Origin of the sequence: Catenuloplanes nepalensis, from assembly GCF_030811575.1 — a bacterium.
Lineage (GTDB): Bacteria > Actinomycetota > Actinomycetes > Mycobacteriales > Micromonosporaceae > Catenuloplanes > Catenuloplanes nepalensis.
The window spans coordinates 5942535-5958422 of sequence record NZ_JAUSRA010000001.1; the positions used below are offsets into that span (position 1 = coordinate 5942535).

General features: G+C 72.2%; 12 protein-coding genes. 8 read left to right on the top strand and 4 right to left on the bottom strand.

Annotated features, from left to right (window positions below; genetic code table 11):
• The first annotated feature begins 1 nt into the window (after position 1).
• The 6 genes from J2S43_RS25385 to J2S43_RS25410 all read left to right on the top strand — a co-directional run bounded on the left by J2S43_RS25385 (position 2) and on the right by J2S43_RS25410 (position 7280).
• Entirely contained in the window at positions 2 to 1072 is a 1071-nt protein-coding gene (locus tag J2S43_RS25385; protein WP_306833303.1) for a CaiB/BaiF CoA transferase family protein, read from the top strand.
• A complete protein-coding gene (locus J2S43_RS25390; protein WP_306833305.1) occupies positions 1072 to 2091 on the top strand; it encodes an LLM class F420-dependent oxidoreductase in 1020 nt (339 codons plus the stop codon). Before J2S43_RS25385 ends, J2S43_RS25390 begins: the two co-directional genes overlap by 1 nt.
• Positions 2088 to 3221, top strand: coding sequence for an acyl-CoA dehydrogenase family protein (locus tag J2S43_RS25395; RefSeq protein ID WP_306833307.1), 1134 nt, complete (start codon positions 2088 to 2090; stop codon positions 3219 to 3221). Before J2S43_RS25390 ends, J2S43_RS25395 begins: the two co-directional genes overlap by 4 nt.
• Before the next feature lie 11 nt (positions 3222 to 3232).
• A complete protein-coding gene (locus J2S43_RS25400; protein ID WP_306833309.1) occupies positions 3233 to 4135 on the top strand; it encodes an oxygenase MpaB family protein in 903 nt (300 codons plus the stop codon).
• Positions 4136 to 4647: 512 nt separating this feature from the next.
• Positions 4648 to 5919, top strand: a complete 1272-nt coding sequence (locus tag J2S43_RS25405) for a P1 family peptidase (protein ID WP_306833311.1) — start codon at positions 4648 to 4650, stop codon at positions 5917 to 5919.
• 455 nt (positions 5920 to 6374) lie between these two features.
• A complete protein-coding gene (locus tag J2S43_RS25410; RefSeq protein WP_306833313.1) occupies positions 6375 to 7280 on the top strand; it encodes an oxygenase MpaB family protein in 906 nt (301 codons plus the stop codon).
• Between the two features lie 427 nt (positions 7281 to 7707).
• Here J2S43_RS25410 and J2S43_RS25415 read toward each other — a convergent pair whose 3' ends face one another.
• Both J2S43_RS25415 and J2S43_RS25420 read right to left on the bottom strand, forming a co-directional pair.
• Positions 7708 to 9582: an AMP-dependent synthetase/ligase gene (locus tag J2S43_RS25415; RefSeq protein WP_306833315.1), complete on the bottom strand. Its 1875-nt coding sequence runs from the start codon at positions 9580 to 9582 to the stop codon at positions 7708 to 7710.
• A 162-nt stretch (positions 9583 to 9744) separates the two neighbouring features.
• The gene (locus tag J2S43_RS25420; protein ID WP_306833317.1) at positions 9745 to 10941 is read right to left on the bottom strand and encodes a TetR/AcrR family transcriptional regulator; all 1197 of its coding nucleotides are present in this window, start codon (positions 10939 to 10941) and stop codon (positions 9745 to 9747) included.
• A 118-nt stretch (positions 10942 to 11059) separates the two neighbouring features.
• Here J2S43_RS25420 and J2S43_RS25425 point away from each other — a divergent pair, with 118 nt between their 5' ends.
• Entirely contained in the window at positions 11060 to 12271 is a 1212-nt protein-coding gene (locus J2S43_RS25425) for an acetyl-CoA C-acetyltransferase (RefSeq protein ID WP_306833319.1), read from the top strand.
• Positions 12272 to 12305: 34 nt separating this feature from the next.
• A complete protein-coding gene (locus tag J2S43_RS25430; RefSeq protein WP_306833321.1) occupies positions 12306 to 14429 on the top strand; it encodes a 3-hydroxyacyl-CoA dehydrogenase NAD-binding domain-containing protein in 2124 nt (707 codons plus the stop codon).
• A gap of 3 nt (positions 14430 to 14432) precedes the next feature.
• Here J2S43_RS25430 and J2S43_RS25435 read toward each other — a convergent pair whose 3' ends face one another.
• Positions 14433 to 14903, bottom strand: a complete 471-nt coding sequence (locus tag J2S43_RS25435) for a SitI3 family protein (RefSeq protein ID WP_306833322.1) — start codon at positions 14901 to 14903, stop codon at positions 14433 to 14435.
• 25 nt (positions 14904 to 14928) lie between these two features.
• Entirely contained in the window at positions 14929 to 15309 is a 381-nt protein-coding gene (locus tag J2S43_RS25440; protein ID WP_306839440.1) for a CdiA C-terminal domain-containing protein, read from the bottom strand.
• Positions 15310 to 15888: the final 579 nt, after the last annotated feature.

Sequence of the window (15888 nt, forward strand, 5' to 3'; positions counted from 1 at the left end):
TATGGGGGTACGCGTGGCTGGTCCTCTGCACGGGCTGAGGGTGGTGGAGCTGGCCGGGATCGGGCCGGCACCGTTCGCCGCGATGCTGCTGGCCGACCTCGGCGCGGACGTGGTGCGCGTCGACCGCCCCGGGCCCGGCTCGCCGCTCTCCGGCGACCCGGCCCGCGACCTGCTCAACCGCGGCAAACGCTCGGTGCTCGCGGACCTGAAGACGCCGGACGGCGTGGAGCTGGTGCTGAGGCTGGCCGCACGCGCGGACGTGCTGCTCGAGGGCTGGCGGCCCGGCGTCGCGGAACGGCTCGGCGTCGGCCCGGAGCCGGCGCTGGCCCGCAACCCGCTGCTGATCTACGGCCGGATGACCGGCTGGGGCCAGGACGGCCCGCTCGCGCACACGGCCGGGCACGACATCGGCTACCTCGCGCTGTCCGGCGCGCTGCACCCGATCGGCCGGGCCGGCGGGCCGCCGCAGGTGCCGGTCAACCTGCTCGGCGACTTCGCGGGCGGCTCGCTCTACCTGGTGGTCGGCGTGCTCGCGGCGCTGCGGTCCGGGGTCGGCCAGGTGGTGGACGCGGCCATCGTGGACGGTGCCGCGCACCTGACCACGATCCTGCACGGGCTGCTCGCGGCCGGCGCGTGGCGGGACGAGCGCGGCGTGAACCTGCTGGACACGGGCGCGCCGTTCTACGACGTGTACGAGACCGCGGACGGCCGGCACGTCGCGGTCGGCGCGCTGGAGCCGAAGTTCTTCGCGGAGTTCACCCGGCTGCTCGGCGTGGAGGTCTCGCAGCAGGACGGCACCCGGGAACTCTTCGAAAGCGCGTTCGCCACCCGTACCCGCGATGAATGGGTGAAGGTCTTCGCCGGCGGCGACGCGTGCGTGGCGCCGGTGCTGTCGCTCGGCGAGGCCACCCGCGACCCGCATCTGACCGCCCGGGGCACGTTCGCGGAGCGGGACGGCGTGGTCCAGCCGGGCCCGGCGCCGCGCTTCTCCGGCACCCCGGCCGCGCTCGGACGGCCACCCGCGCTGCCCGGCGCGGACACGGACGACGTGCTGACGGAATGGGAGGCGTGATGCGGATCGGGACGTCACTGATGTACGCGGGCGATCCGCGCACCGCCGCGGACGAGGTCGCGAGCTGGGAGGAGGCGGGGCTGGACGTGCTGTGGGTGGCGGAGGCGTACGGGTTCGACGCGCCGACGATCATGGGCTACCTCGCGGCCCGGACCACGCGCGTGGAGATCGGGTCGGCGATCCTGCCGATCTATTCGCGGACGCCCACGCTGATCGCGCAGACCGCGGCCGGGCTGGACGCGGTCTCCGGCGGACGGGCGATCCTCGGGCTCGGCGCGTCCGGCCCGCAGGTGATCGAGGGCTGGCACGGCGTCCGCTACGACCGGCCGCTGGCCCGGACGCGGGAGACGATCGAGATCTGCCGCGCGGTGTGGCGCCGGAAGCGACTCGCCCACGACGGCCTCTACCGGCTACCGCTGCCCGGCTCCGCCTACGGCAAATCCCTGAAGATCCTGACCCGGCCGGTACGGTCGCGGATCCCGATCTACGTCGCCGCGCTGGGTGCGCGGAACGTGGAGATGACGGCCTCGATCGCGGACGGCTGGCTGCCGTTCCTGTTCTCGCCGTCGGCCGCGCCCGCGGTGTGGGGCCCGGATCTCACCGCCGGGCTCGCGTCGCGTGATCCGGCGCTGGGCCCGCTGGAGATCGTGGCCGGTGGCCCGCTGGCGATCGGCGACGACGTGACCGGCCTGCGCGACCTGGCCCGGCCGTTGATCGCGCTGTACGTCGGCGGGATGGGCGCGCGCGGCCGCAACTTCTACCACGACGTGGTGAGCCGCTACGGGTACGCCGCGGAGGCCGACCGGATCCAGGAGCTCTACCTGGCCGGACGCAAGGACGAGGCGGCCGCGGCCGTGCCCGCCGCGCTGCTGGAGGAGACGTCGCTGATCGGGCCGCTGTCCTACGTGCGGGACCGGATCGCCGCGTACCGGGAGGCGGGCGTGACCGTGCTCAACGTGACCCCGCTCGGGCCGGATCCACGGAAGTCGATCGCACAGGTGAAGGAGCTGGTGTCGTGAAGCGGGACATCTTCACGGAGGACCACGAGGCGTTCCGGTCGCTGGTGTCGGCGTTCGTGGCCAAGGAGATCGTGCCACACCACGCGCGGTGGGAGCAGGACAAGATAGTCGACCGCGCGGTGTGGACCGCGGCCGGCCGGGCCGGGCTGCTCGGCTTCTTCGTCCCGTCGCAGTACGGCGGCGCCGACGTGGCCGATCTGCGCTACAACGCGATCCTCGCGGAGGAGCTGGCCCGCGCGGGCGCGACCGGGCCGGCGTTCTCCCTGCACAACGACATCGTCGGCCCCTACCTGACGTCGCTGGCGTCGTCTCCGCAGAAGGAGCGGTGGCTGCCCGGGTTCTGCACCGGGGAGATCATCACGGCGATCGCGATGACCGAGCCGGGCGCGGGCAGCGACCTGCAGGGCATGCGCACCAGCGCGGTCCGGGACGGCGACGACTGGATCCTCAACGGGCAGAAGACGTTCATCAGCAACGGCATCATCTCCGACCTGGTCATCGTGGCCGCGCGCACCGACCCGGAGGCCGGCAGCCGCGGGATCAGCCTGCTCGTGGTCGAGCGCGGCATGGACGGCTTCACCCGCGGGCGCACGCTCGACAAGATCGGGCAGCACGCGCAGGACACCGCGGAACTGTTCTTCCAGGACGTGCGGGTGCCCTCTCTCAACATGCTCGGCGATCCCGGCATGGGATTCGCCTATCTGATGCGGAACCTGCCCGCGGAACGCCTCTCGATCGCGGTCGCCGCCATGGCCGCGGCCGAGGAGGTCTTCCGGATCACGCTCGACTACTGCCGGGAACGGGAGGCGTTCGGCCGGCCGATCGGGCGATTCCAGCACAGCCGTTTCGTACTCGCGGAACTCGCCACCGAACTGCAACTCGGCCGCGTCTTCGTCGACCGGTGCCTGATCGCACCGGACCTGACCGCCGCCGATGCCGCGATGGCGAAATGGTGGACCACCGAACTACAGCAGCGTGTCGTCGACCGCTGTCTGCAGTTGCACGGAGGGTACGGCTATATGCGCGAGTACCCGGTCGCCCGGGCCTACCTCGACTCGCGTGTCCAGACCATCTACGGCGGCACGACCGAGATCATGAAGGAGGTCATCGGCCGGTCGCTGGGGTTGTGAAGGGGTCTCTCATGCTCGACCGTCACCACTGGCTGAAACGGATCTCCGCACTCGACCCGGTCCGGGACCACGTCGAGATTCATCGCATCTCCGCCGGGCACGAATTCCCGTGGGACTACACGCGGGCGCTGGAGTTCGCGCTGTTCCGCACGTACTGCGTACCCTCGATCTCGGCTCTGCTCGCCGCCACCGGCGAATTCCGGTCGCGGCCGCAGAAACGTTACGACGACACGGCGCTGCTGATGGCGGAGATCGCGGCGCACGGTTACGAATCGGCGCGCGGCCGATCCGCGCTGCGCGTCATCAACCGCGCGCACGGCCATTACGCCATCTCCAACGACGACATGCTGTACGTGCTCTCCACGTTCGTCTTCGACCCGATCGACTGGATCTCCGCCTACGGCTGGCGGCGACTGCATCCGCACGAAGAACTCGCGGCCTTCCACTATTACCGCGAGGTCGGCGCGCGCATGGGAATCCGCGACATCCCATCGTCGTTCGCCGAATTCAGGACCTTCAAGCGGGGGTACGAGGAGAGCCGCTTCGTCTACGCGGACAGCAACCGGGAGATCGGCGACTACACCGTCGGGTTGTTCGCGGCCTGGTTCCCCGCGTTCCTGCGGCCGGCCGCGCGCGTCGGGGTGCGCAGCATGATGCCGCCGGCGATGCTGGACGCGTTCGGGATGCGGCCGGCGCCGGCTCTCGTGGGCGTGATGGCGCGGGCGGGGCTGCGGGCGCGGGCGTTCGCGCTACGGTTCTTCCCGGCCCGTGCGGAGTCCGCGCTGGCCCGGATGCCACACAACCGGACGTACCCGGGATATCCGTCCGGCTACCACCCGGACGATCTCGGCGCGCCACCACCACCGGCGGACATCCCGGCGCACTGCCTGCGGGCACGCCCTCCACGCTCCTAGCGGCCTGCGCGGGCCCGCACAGCCCACGCGATCCTCGCGGCCCGCGCAATCTCCGCGGCCCGCGATCTTCCCGGCCTGCGCAATCCTCGCAGCCCTCACAATCCCCGCGGGCTGCGCAGTCTTCGTGCCCGCGCAATCCTCTCGGCGCCGCAATCCTCCCAGCCCGGGCGGTCTTCGCGCCCTGCGCAAGTCCCGCGGCCTGCGCGGTCTTCGCGCTCCGCGCAATCCTCCCTGCCTCTCCAGTCCGTCCGGCCTCCGCAGTCCGCCCGGCCCGCCCGGCCCGCCCGGCCCGCCCGGCATGCGCGGCTGCGCGGCTGCGCGGCGTGCGCGGCGTGCGCGGCTGCGCGGCGTGCGCGGCGTGCGCGGCTGCGCGGCGTGCGCGGCGTGCGCGGCTGCGCGGCGTGCGCGGCGTGCGCGGCTGCGCGGCGTGCGCGGCGTGCGCGGCGTGCGCGGCTGCGCGGAACAGCTGACGGCGTGCGAGTGTCCGGGTGATCGCCGCATACCATCGCATCATGGGTACCGCATCCGCTTCCGTCTCTCCCGGCCACGACTCCGTGGTGGTGGCGATCGAGATGCCGGCCGGCGTCCGCGTCGGTCACTGGACCGGTGACGGGACCGGTGTCACGGTCGTGCTGCCGCCGCCCGGCACCGTCGGCTCCGGCGAGGTCCGCGGCGGCGCCCCGGCCACCCGCGAGTTCGAGCTGCTGCGCCCGGAGCGGATGGTCGATCGGGTCGACGCCGTGGTCCTCTCCGGCGGCTCCGCGTTCGGCCTGGCCGCAGGCGACGGCGTGATGCGCGCGCTGCGCGACCGCGGCGAGGGCCTGCCCACCGTCCACGGCCCGGTGCCGATCGTCGTCGGCATGTCCATCTTCGACGCCTCCGTCGCCACGACCCCGCCGGACGCCGACGCCGGCCGCGCCGCACTCCTCGACGCGGTCTCCGCCCCCACCGGCGGCGTGGTCCGCACCGGCCGCATCGGCGCCGGCACCGGAGCCGCCACCAGCCGCTGGCTCGGCCGCCTCGACCCGGGCGGCTTCGGCGCCGCCTCCGCCCACGACCCCAGCGGCGCGGTCGTGACCGCTTTCGCCGTCGTCAACTCCCTCGGCTCGATCCTCGCCCCGGACGGCCGGCCCCTGCTCCCACCAGCAGGCGACAACGATCCACGAGCCGCAGCCGACAGCGACGGCTTGCCGGCCGCAGCCACCGCCAGCGGCACGCCGACCCCGGCGACCACCGGCGGCACGCGTGCCCCAGCCACCACCGGCAGCACACCGACCCCAGCGATCACCGACGGCACGCCGACCCCAGCCTCCACCACCGGCACGCCGGTCCTGGCGACCGGCGGCGGCACGCCGATTTCGACCGGCGCGGGCGGTGGCGCGGGCGGTCCGGCGGACAGCCCAGACGGCTTAGCCGGTGGTTCGGCAGGGCCGGTCAGCGGCGTGGATGGGCCACCGCCCGTTGCCACGCCACCCGTGGCCGGGGCCGCCGGCGGTGGTGCGCGGCCGTTCGGCAGCTCCGGCCGGGAGAACACGACCATCGTCGTGGTCGCCACGGACGCCGTGCTCTCCAAGACCGAGTGCCTGCTGCTCGCGCAGAGCGGCCACGACGGCATGGCACGCGCGCTGCATCCGTCCCACACCCGTTTCGACGGCGACGCCGTGGTGGCGCTCGCCACCGGCACCCGCCCGCTCACCGGCGAGAACGATCTCGACACCATCCGCGCCACCGCGATCGAGGTGGTGGCCGCGGCCATCCGCAACGCGGTCGTCCACGCCGCATAGGTCCTGGCTTCCCGGGTACCGCTCACTACACAACCGATCACGCCGCCCGCCTGCCCGACCGACCCACCGATCCGAACCATCGGACCGGCCTATCGGACCGACCCGCAGCGTCGCGGGCCGACACCCGGCTCGATCACAACGGACCGACCCGCCGACCCGCAGCGTCGCGGGCCGACACCCGGCTCGATCACAACGGACCGACCCGCCGACCCGCAGCGTCGCGGGCCGACACCCGGCTCGATCACGACGGACCGACCCGCCGACCCGCGGCATCGCGGGCCGACACCCGGCTCGATCACGCACGATGTGACCGCCCGAGGCCAGAGGTGGCGATACCGACCCGCGACCGCAAGCCGCGGCATACGCATCGGCGCGGCAGAACGCGGCGCGCGGCCCGCAACGGCGACGGCGCGATGCGCTGTCAGGGAAAGAGAAACGCCAGAGGAGGCGACGGAATGCCGGTGGAAGCCCAAGCGCCGCGGCGCGGGTCGGTGGTCTGGCGGTACTTCGGCGACGCCCGCAACATGCTGCTCGGCCCGCCGCTACTGGTGCTGCAGGTGGCGCACCCGGTGGTCGGCGCCGGCGTGCTGCAGCACTCGAACTACAAGCAGGAGCCGTGGCAGCGCCTGATCCGCACCTACCTGTCGCTCTCCACAATGATCTACGGCGGCCAGCGCGGCGCCGAGCGTGAGACCGCACGCCTGCGCCGGTTGCACGAGACGATCAAAGGCGTCGACGACCAGGGCCGCCGCTACCATGCGCTGAACCCCGAGGCCTACCTGTGGGTGCACGCCACGCTGGTCCAGGGCGGCGTGGACGCGCACCGCGTCTTCGGCCGCCCGCTCACCGACGCCCAGATCACCGAGTACTACGCGGACATGCGCCAGGTCGGCCTGCTCCTCGGCCTCCGCGAGCACCACCTGCCCGCGGACTGGGCGAGCTTCCGCGCCTACTACGACGAACGCGTCCTCAACCGCCTGGAGAACAACCAAGCGGTCTGGGACGTGATCGACAGCGTCCGGAACCTGAAGAAGCCGCTCCCCGTCATCCCGGACCTGCTCTGGCGACCGTTCGGATCCGCCGCCGGCCGCCTGGCCCACCTCGTGACGGTCGGCGCGCTCCCCGACGTGATGCGCGATCGCCTCGGCCTCACCTGGTCCTCCGATCAGGAGCGACGCCTACGCCGCTTCGCCCGCCTGGTCCGCATCACGATGTCCCTGGTCATCCCCCCACTCCGGATAGCCGGCGGCATCACCGCCGCCCGGATCACGATGGCCCTCGCCGACCGCCGCGAACGCCAGGCCCGCAAGAACCAGCCGAACCGCCCTGGCCCATCCCCCGCGAACGCCCTCACCGACTGACGGCAGCCACCCCGCCACGCGGCAGCCAAAGCCTTCCGGCACACCGATCAACCGCCCGCCACCAGGCCGCGGCCCGGCACGCGCAGCAGCGGCGACCGCATCGGCCGGCCGACCCGCGCTCGCGGCACGGAACCCGCGGCACGCCTCCCCGCCCTGCGGCCCACGACGCGTTCGCGCGGGCCGCAGCCACGGCACAGCCCCACCACCCACAGCCCGCGGCCGTCTCTATGCGAGACGGCGCGACCGGGCCCGCGCCGACGACGACGGCACCGAGTGCGGTGAGGTCGCGGCGGCGATCCGGCAGCGGACCGTGGCAACGAGCCGGCAGCGGATGGGGATATGGCGGCGAACCGCGGCAACAAACCGGCGGCGAACCGCGGCAACGAACCGGCGGCCGACCGCGGCGGCCGGTGGTGGGCGAGTCTCGTCAGGGGGTGGACGGGGTGTCGTAGAGGGCGTCGATGGCAGCGGCGTGGCGGTCGGTGACGATGCGGCGGCGGAGTTTTAGGGTGGGGGTGAGCTCGCCGGACTCGGGGGTCCAGGGGGCGGGCATGATGCGGAACGCCTTGACCTGCTCGGGGCGGGAGAGCTTGGCGTTGGCCGCGTCGACCGCGGCGGTGATCTGGGCGTGCAGCAGCGGGTCGGTGGCGAGCGCGGCGATCGAGGTGTCCGGGAGGCCCTTGCCGCGGGCCCACATCGGGGCGATCTCCTCGTCGAGAACGATGAGCGCCGTCACGAACGGCCGGCGGTCGCCGATCGCCACGGCCTGGCCGATCAACGGGTGAGCGCGCAGCAGTGACTCGATCTGGGCCGGTGAGATGTTCTTCCCACCGGAGTTGATGATCAGCTCCTTCTTGCGGTCGGTGATCGTGAGGTATCCGTCGTCGTCCAGCACACCGACGTCACCGGTGGCCAGCCAGCCGCCCGCGTCCGTGATCGGCTCGACGTCGCCGCCCGCCGTGAGGTAGCCGGAGCAGACCAGCGGACCGCGGACCAGGATCTCGCCGTCCTCCACGACGCGCAGCTCCATGCCCGGGTTGACTCGGCCGACGCTGCCGGTGCGGAAGGCGGCGGGCGTGTTGATCGTGCACGTGCCGGTGGTCTCGGTCATGCCCCACACCTCGAACACGTCGATGCCGAGGCCGGCCAGGTAGAGCAGCGTGGACACCGGGATCGGCGCGGCGCCGCTGCCCGCCCAGACCAGCTCGTCGAGCCCGAGCTTGGTGCGCAGCGGGCGCAGCACGGCCTCGTCGAGCGCGGCGATCCGGGCGGCCAGCGCCGGCGGGACCAGCGAGCCTGCGGCGCGCAGCCGGTAACCCTCCAGCGCGGCGGTGCTGGCCGCGTCGAAGGCTGCGCGGACCCGCTCGTCGGCCGCGGAGATCTGCGCCTGCACGCCGGCCACCATCTTCTCCCAGACGCGGGGGACGCCGAAGAACGAGATCGGCCGGACCGCGATCAGCGCGGCGAGCAGCTGCTTCTGGTCGGGGCAGATGGTCACGTGGCCGGCCCGGTAAAGCGGGTAGTAGATGCCGAGCATCCGCTCCGCGATGTGGGCCAGCGGCAGGTAGGCCAGGGATCTCGCGTGGTCGGGCGTGCTCACCGTGTCCTCGATGAGCACGCACTGGTAGACCACGTTGTGATGGGTGAGCACGACGCCCTTCGGGTCGCCGGTGGTGCCGGACGTGTAGAGCATGGTCACCGGCGCCTCGGGCGGCACCTCGCGCCAGCGTTTCTCGAACGCGCCCGGGTCGGCCCGGTGCGCGGCCGCACCGGTGGCCGCCAGCTCCGCGAGCGTCACCACGCGCCCGTCCGCGGAGGCCTGGCCGGAGACCGTGACCACGTGCCGGATCGTGGGCACCTCGGCCAGGATCGGTGCCCAGCGGGCCAGCTCGGCGTCGCCCTCCAGCACCACGACCTCCGCACCGCTGTGCTCGGCGAGATAGCGCAGCTGGTCGGGGCTGAGCGTGGCGTAGACCGTGGACGGGATCGCGCCGAGGTGAACGGCGGCCAAGTCGAGGATCCAGTGCTCGGGCCGGCTCGACATGTTGATCAGCATGCGGTCGCCGGCGCCGAGGCCGAGCACGGAGAGACCGCGGGCCGTGTGGGCGACCCTGTCCCGCAGCGCCGACCAGGTGAGCGTCTCGTCCGCGCCGAGGGCGGTCAGCGCGGGCAGGTCGCCGAACTCGGTGGCGTTGCGGTGCAGCAGCAGCGGAACGGTCAGCCCGCGTGCGGCCTCGGCACAGCGTGCGGCGCGATCGGCGGAAGCGGAGAGGTCATTGCGGTCAGGGGCAGCAGAGGGCATGACGATGGCCTCCTTCGCCGGGCCGTGCGGACCGGCGTCGCGGTGGCGGACGGGGGTGCGTCGTTCATGCCGAGACTGTAAACGGCGGTTAACTTCCGAGGGAAGCGATTCTGCTCAATCGGTCACAATGGAGCCGCGGAGATGCGCGAACCGGGATTAACTTCACCCGGTCATAATCAGCATCGAGAGCCGGACCAGGTGCGCGTCCATGCCGGTGCGCCGATCGAACCGGACCCATCGGCTCAGATCGGTCACCACGTTCAGCGCCGCGTGCACCAGCACCCGCGCCTCCGGCACCGGCAGCTCCGGTCGCACCTCGGTCAGCAGCCGCACCCACTCCTCCACGTGCAGCCGCTGCACCTTGCGCAGCTCGTGGCGGTCGCCGCCGGGCAGGTTGCTGTTCTCCGCGAGGTAGACAGAGACCAGGTCGCTGCGCTCGAACGTCAGCTCCACGTAGGACTCGGCCATCCGGCGCAGCGCGTCGGGCGCGTCCGCGGCGCCGTCCAGCGCGACCGCGGTCGCCTCGGCCACCCGCTCCGACGCGCGGTAGAACGCGGCGGCCAGGATGTCCGCCTTGCCGGGGAACACCCGGTAGACGCTGGACGCGTTGATCCCCACCCGGTACGCGATGTCGTCGATCCCGACCGCGTGATAGCCGTGCCGGTGGAACAGCGTGATCGCCTCCGCCAGGATCAGCTCGCGGCGCACTCCCGGCCGTACCCCCGCGGGGTCTTGATCTGGTGTGGGCTTCCTGCCCGGTTTGCGGGGCACCGGGGGTTCGCCGTGCAGCACCGCGAGTGCGACCCGGTGCAGCGTCTGCTCGGCCCGGCCGCGCGCGATCGCACCGCGGTGCGTGGAGAGGCTGCCGAAGACGCTGAGCATCGCCCGGACCAGCGCGGACGCGGCCGGAAGATCAAGATCATTTCTAACGGCCCGCAGCGGTACGACGAAGCGGCGGGACAGCGTCCCGAGCTGCTCGGTGAACTCGGCGACGTGCGCCGGCTCCAGGTAGCGCCACTCCCACTGATAGAGGCCGCCGACCCTGCGTCCCTCGACCGCGACCCGCGCCAGCGCCGTGAGCAGCGCGTCCAGCCGCGCGGCCGGGTCGGCGTCGTCCGCGTCCACCGCGGCCAGCACCCGCTCGATCAGCCGCCGGGTGGCGTAGACGAGGATCGCGTACTTCCCGCGGAAGTGCCGGTAGACCGCGGGGCCGCTGATGCCGACCGCGGCCGCGATCTCGTCGATGCCGACGCCGTGGTAACCGCGCGCGCAGAACAGCTCGGCCGCGACCATGGCTATCTGGTCCTTGCGGTCCTTCGGCCGCCGCCGGGGCGGCTCGATCGTCTCTGCGCTGTGCACCGGCGGAAGCATACCGCTGGTGAGAGCGTGTTCGCATCGATGAATTGCTGAAGCCCTTGACAGAGAGCAGAAACGGGGCGGAAAGTTAACGCCGGTTCGCAGAGAGCGGGAGGCTTCGATGACGGAGGCGTTCATCTACGACGCCGTGCGCACGCCGCGCGGCCGGGGAAAGAGAAACGGCGCGCTGCACGGCGTCAAGCCGATCTCGCTCGTCGTCGGCCTGATCGACGAGCTGCGCCACCGCTTCCCGGGCGTCGATCCGGAGCGCATCGACGACGTGGTGCTCGGCATCGTGTCCCCGCTCGGCGACCAGGGCTCCGACCTGGCCAAGACCGCTGCGCTCGCGGCCGGCCTGCCGCCGTCCGTGGCCGGCGTGCAGGTAAACCGGTTCTGCGGCTCCGGGCTGGAGGCGGTGAACATCGCGGCGCAGAAGGTCCGTTCCGGCTGGGAGGAGCTGGTCCTGGCCGGCGGCGTCGAGTCGATGTCCCGGGTGCCGATGGGCTCCGACGGCGGTGCATGGGCGCTCGACCCGGAGACGAACCTGCTGACCGACTTCGTCCCGCAGGGCATCAGCGCCGACCTGATCGCCACGATCGACGGTTACTCGCGCGAGGACGTCGACCGGTTCGCGCTGCGCTCGCAGCAGCGGGCCGCCCAGGCGTGGGCCGAGGGCCGCAACGACCGCAGCGTCGTGCCGGTGCGCGACCGCAACGGCCTGCTCGTCCTGGACCGCGACGAGCACATCCGCGCCGACTCCACGCTGGAAGGTCTGGGCGCGCTCCAGCCGTCGTTCGCGCAGATCGGCGAGCAGGGCGGGTTCGACGCGGTGGCGCTGCAGAAATACCACTGGGTCGAGCGCATCGAGCACGTGCACCACGCCGGCAACTCCTCCGGCATCGTGGACGGCGCCGCGCTGGTGCTGGTCGGGTCGCGGGCCGCGGGCGAGCGGGCGGGCATGACCCCGAGGGCGCGCATCGTCTCCGCCGCGCTCAGCGGCGCCGACCCGACCATCATGCTGACCGGCCCGGCGCCGGCCTCCCGGAAGGCGCTCGACCGGGCCGGCCTGACCGTCGACGACCTCGACCTGGTCGAGATCAACGAGGCGTTCGCGGCCGTGGTCCTGCACTACATCGACGACATGAAGCTCGACCCGGAGATCGTCAACGTCAACGGCGGGGCGATCGCCATGGGCCACCCACTCGGCGCGACCGGCGCGATGATCCTCGGCACGCTCGTCGACGAGCTGGAGCGGCGCGGTGGGCGGTATGGCCTGGTGACGCTCTGCATCGGCGGCGGCATGGGCATCGCCACGGTCGTCGAGCGGCTCTGACGGCCCGGCGCCCTGACGTAGACGGAGGTTGAGAATGATCCGCTGGGACCGCGAGGACGACGGCATCGTCGTGCTCACGCTGGACGACCCGGACCGCGCCGCCAACACCATGACCGCCGCCTACGTGCGCGGCATGGAGGAGACCGTCACCCGGCTGGAGGCGGAGCGCGAGCAGATCACCGGCGTGGTCTTCGTGTCCGCGAAGAAGTCGTTCTTCGCCGGCGGCGACCTCGACTCGCTCCGCACACCCGGGCCGGATCAGGGCGCCGCGTCGTTCGCCCAGGCCGCGACCGTGAAGGCACAGTTCCGCCGGCTGGAGACGCTGGGCCGGCCGGTGGTCGCCGCACTCAACGGCTCCGCGCTCGGCGGTGGCCTGGAGCTGGCGCTGGCCTGCCACCACCGCATCGCGGTCGACGACCCGAGGCTGGAGGTCGGCTTCCCCGAGGTGACGCTCGGCCTGCTGCCCGGCGCCGGTGGCGTGGTCCGCACGGTCCGCATGCTCGGCCTGGTCACCGCGCTCACCCAGGTGCTGCTGCGCGGCCGGCGGCACCGCGCCACCGCGGCCCGCGACCTCGGCCTGATCTCCGCGCTCGTGCCGTCCGCCGACGACCTGCTGCCGGCCGCCCGCGAGTGGATCCGTGCCAACCCCGGCGCCACCCAGCCGTGGGACGTCAAGGGCTTCAAGATCCCGGGCGGCACGCCGTCGACGCCCGCGCTGGCGACGATGCTGCCCGCGTTCCCGGCCAATCTGCGCAGGGAGCTGAAGAACGCGCCCTACCCCGCGCCGCGCAACATCCTCGCCGCCGCGGTCGAGGGCGCCCAGGTCGACATCGACACCGCGTTCACCATCGAGAATCGTTACTTCGTGGAGCTGGTCACCGGCCAGATCTCGAAGAACATGATCCAGGCGTTCTTCTTCGACCTGAACGCGGCGAACGCGCGCGACGTCGGCGACGTGCCGCCGATCGGCAAGGTCGGCGTGCTCGGCGCCGGCATGATGGGCGCCGCGATCGCCTACGTCTGTGCCAGGGCCGGGCTCGACGTGGTGCTCAAGGACGTGTCGCTGGAGGCCGCGCACCGGGGCCTCGGCTACTCGCAGCGCCTGGTCGCCGAGGCCGTGCAGCGCAACCGGCTCACCGAGGCCGCCGGCACCGAGCTGCTCTCCCGCATCTCCCCCGCCGACGACCCGGCCGCGCTGTCCGGCGCCGACGTGGTGATCGAGGCGGTCTTCGAGGACACGGCGCTCAAGCACAAGGTCTTCGCCGAGGTCGAGGAGCTGGTCGCGCCGGACGCGCTGCTCTGCTCGAACACGTCCACGCTGCCGATCACCATGCTGGCCGAGGGCGTGCGCCGCCAGGCCGACTTCGTCGGGCTGCACTTCTTCTCCCCGGTCGACAGGATGCCGCTGGTCGAGGTGATCCGCGGCGCGCGCACCAGCGACGAGACCGTGCGGCGCGCACTCGCGGTCGTCCGCCGGCTGCGCAAGACGCCGATCGTGGTCAACGACAGCCGCGGGTTCTTCACCAGCCGGGTGATCGGCACGTTCACCAACGAGGCCGTCGCCATGCTCGCCGAGGGCGTGCCCGCACCGTCGATCGAGCAGGCCAGCAGCCAGGCCGGCTACCCCGCGCCGGTGCTGCAGCTGATGGACGAGCTGACGCTCACGCTGCCACAGAAGATCCGCAGGGAGTCCGCTGCCGCCGCCGGCGACGCCTGGACCCCGCACCCCGCCGACGCCGTCATCGACCACCTGATCGACGCCGGCCGCCCCGGCCGCTCCGGCGGCGCCGGCTTCTACGACTACGAGAACGGCAAGCGCACCCACCTCTGGCCCGGCCTCGCGTCCTATGCGAAGCCCGGCGTCACGATCCCGTTCGAGGACCTCAAGGAACGCATGCTCTTCATCGAGGCGATCGAGTCGATCAAGTGCCTGGACGAGGGCGTGCTCACCTCGGTCCCGGACGCCAACGTCGGCTCGATCCTCGGCATCGGCTACCCCGGCTGGACCGGCGGCGTCCTGCAGTTCATCAACCAGTACCAGGGCGGCCTGCCCGGCTTCGTCACCCGCGCCCGCGAACTGGCCGAGCGTTACGGCGACCGTTTCACCCCGCCGCGCCTGCTGCTGGAGAAGGCGGAGCGGGGCGAGCGCTTCGCGTGACGGTCACCCCTCGATAAGGTCGTCGACGTCGTGATGCGCCCACCACCTGGTCCGGTTGAACCTCCGCACGACGCCGTCGATCCGGTTGAGCAACAGCCAGTCGCCGTTCAGCGTGAGCGCGGCGTCCTCGGTCCCGCTCTCCAGGACCCGGCGCACCGTGGACAGCATGGCGACGATCGCACGTGCGGTGTCCTCGTCGCTGTCGAACTTGTCCATGTCGAAGCTGACCATGGAATTCCGCCCGATGTCCCACATCCGAAGTTCATCGTCGTCGTCCACGGCCGCCACCGACGCCCTGTCCGTCGGCACGATCGTGAGATAGAAGCCGTGGCTTTCGTACAGTGCGGCCCCCAGCAGCGCCGGAGGGCCGCCCGGAATGCCGGCCGGGCGGTCCGCCCGTTCCGGCATCGCCCGTGCAGCCAGTGCCTCGGACGGAATGTCGCCGGCGAGGGTCAGCCGATACTCGATGCCCATCGCTTGATGGTTCTCCTTGTCGCAACTACTCGGGGACTACCTGCATGATGTCACCCGCGGGATTAATGATCTTGAGTTCCTTGAGGTTCGGCACCGGCGAATCATGGAAGTGCCGTTGCAGCGCGCTCACGTCTCCGCCCCAATCCTCCAAGTTCACCACCACGCGCTGCGTCTGGCCCGCATTGACCTTCGCGGCCACTTCCAGCGCGAGAGAATGGATCGGCTTGTTCGCGCTCGTGGGCGAATAGGCATCGAACACCCGGCCTTCGATCAAATAGTCCGGATTCTTGTTCGGTAAGCCGAAGTCCCCGTGGTCCTGCCGAGCCTGGGCGACGTCTGCCTTTGACGGATTCTGTTCGATCTGATAACCCGCGTCGGCCAGTTTCACAGCTGCCGAGTTCTCCATCTCCAGAGAGCGCTGTGTGGGCGCGTCGTCCTTCGGGTTGATGCGGGTCGGCCGGCCGGTCGGCTCGCCACCGGGCTCCCCGCTCGGCTCGGTGAGGTGATTCTCCCGATCCGTAGCGGAATCGCCGGCGCCATCGGCACCGTCGCCGTTCCCGTCACCCCCGCCATCGCCACTGCCGTCGCCGCCATTGCCATTGCCGTCACCATCGCCGCCGTTGCCGTTGCCGCCACCGTTGCCACCGCCACCGCCGCTGTTGCCGCCACCGCCGCCACTGCTGCCGCCGCCACCGCTGTCGCCGGAACCGCTGGATTCGCCGCCGTCGGCAGGCCAGCCGGTTCCGGACTCGGTGCCGTCAGGGCCCCCGGCGCCGTCGCCCTTGCCGGCCGGCCAGCCCGTGCCCGTGCCGCCGCCCGGCGCGCGCCCCAGGTCGGCCTCCTGCGTGGCGATCTCCTGGCCTCGGGTCACGCTGGTCGCGGAAACCCCGCCCGGCCGGCTGCGTGGTGACGACGTGCCGTCACCGTCGGCGGCGTCACCGTCGCCGCGAGTGGAGGATCCGTCACCCGACGGGGAACCGCCGCC

Bases quoted from the DNA above. Each gene is read 5' to 3' on its own strand.
- J2S43_RS25430 (WP_306833321.1), top strand. From the start codon at position 12,306: ATGATCCGCTGGGACCGCGAGGACGACGGCATCGTCGTGCTCACGCTG.
- J2S43_RS25400 (WP_306833309.1), top strand. From the start codon at position 3,233: ATGCTCGACCGTCACCACTGGCTGAAACGGATCTCCGCACTCGACCCG.
- J2S43_RS25440 (WP_306839440.1), bottom strand. From the start codon at position 15,309: ATGGAGAACTCGGCAGCTGTGAAACTGGCCGACGCGGGTTATCAGATC.
- J2S43_RS25405 (WP_306833311.1), top strand. From the start codon at position 4,648: ATGGGTACCGCATCCGCTTCCGTCTCTCCCGGCCACGACTCCGTGGTG.
- J2S43_RS25385 (WP_306833303.1), top strand. From the start codon at position 2: ATGGGGGTACGCGTGGCTGGTCCTCTGCACGGGCTGAGGGTGGTGGAG.
- J2S43_RS25415 (WP_306833315.1), bottom strand. From the start codon at position 9,582: ATGCCCTCTGCTGCCCCTGACCGCAATGACCTCTCCGCTTCCGCCGAT.
- J2S43_RS25390 (WP_306833305.1), top strand. From the start codon at position 1,072: ATGCGGATCGGGACGTCACTGATGTACGCGGGCGATCCGCGCACCGCC.
- J2S43_RS25410 (WP_306833313.1), top strand. From the start codon at position 6,375: ATGCCGGTGGAAGCCCAAGCGCCGCGGCGCGGGTCGGTGGTCTGGCGG.
- J2S43_RS25435 (WP_306833322.1), bottom strand. From the start codon at position 14,903: ATGGGCATCGAGTATCGGCTGACCCTCGCCGGCGACATTCCGTCCGAG.
- J2S43_RS25425 (WP_306833319.1), top strand. From the start codon at position 11,060: ATGACGGAGGCGTTCATCTACGACGCCGTGCGCACGCCGCGCGGCCGG.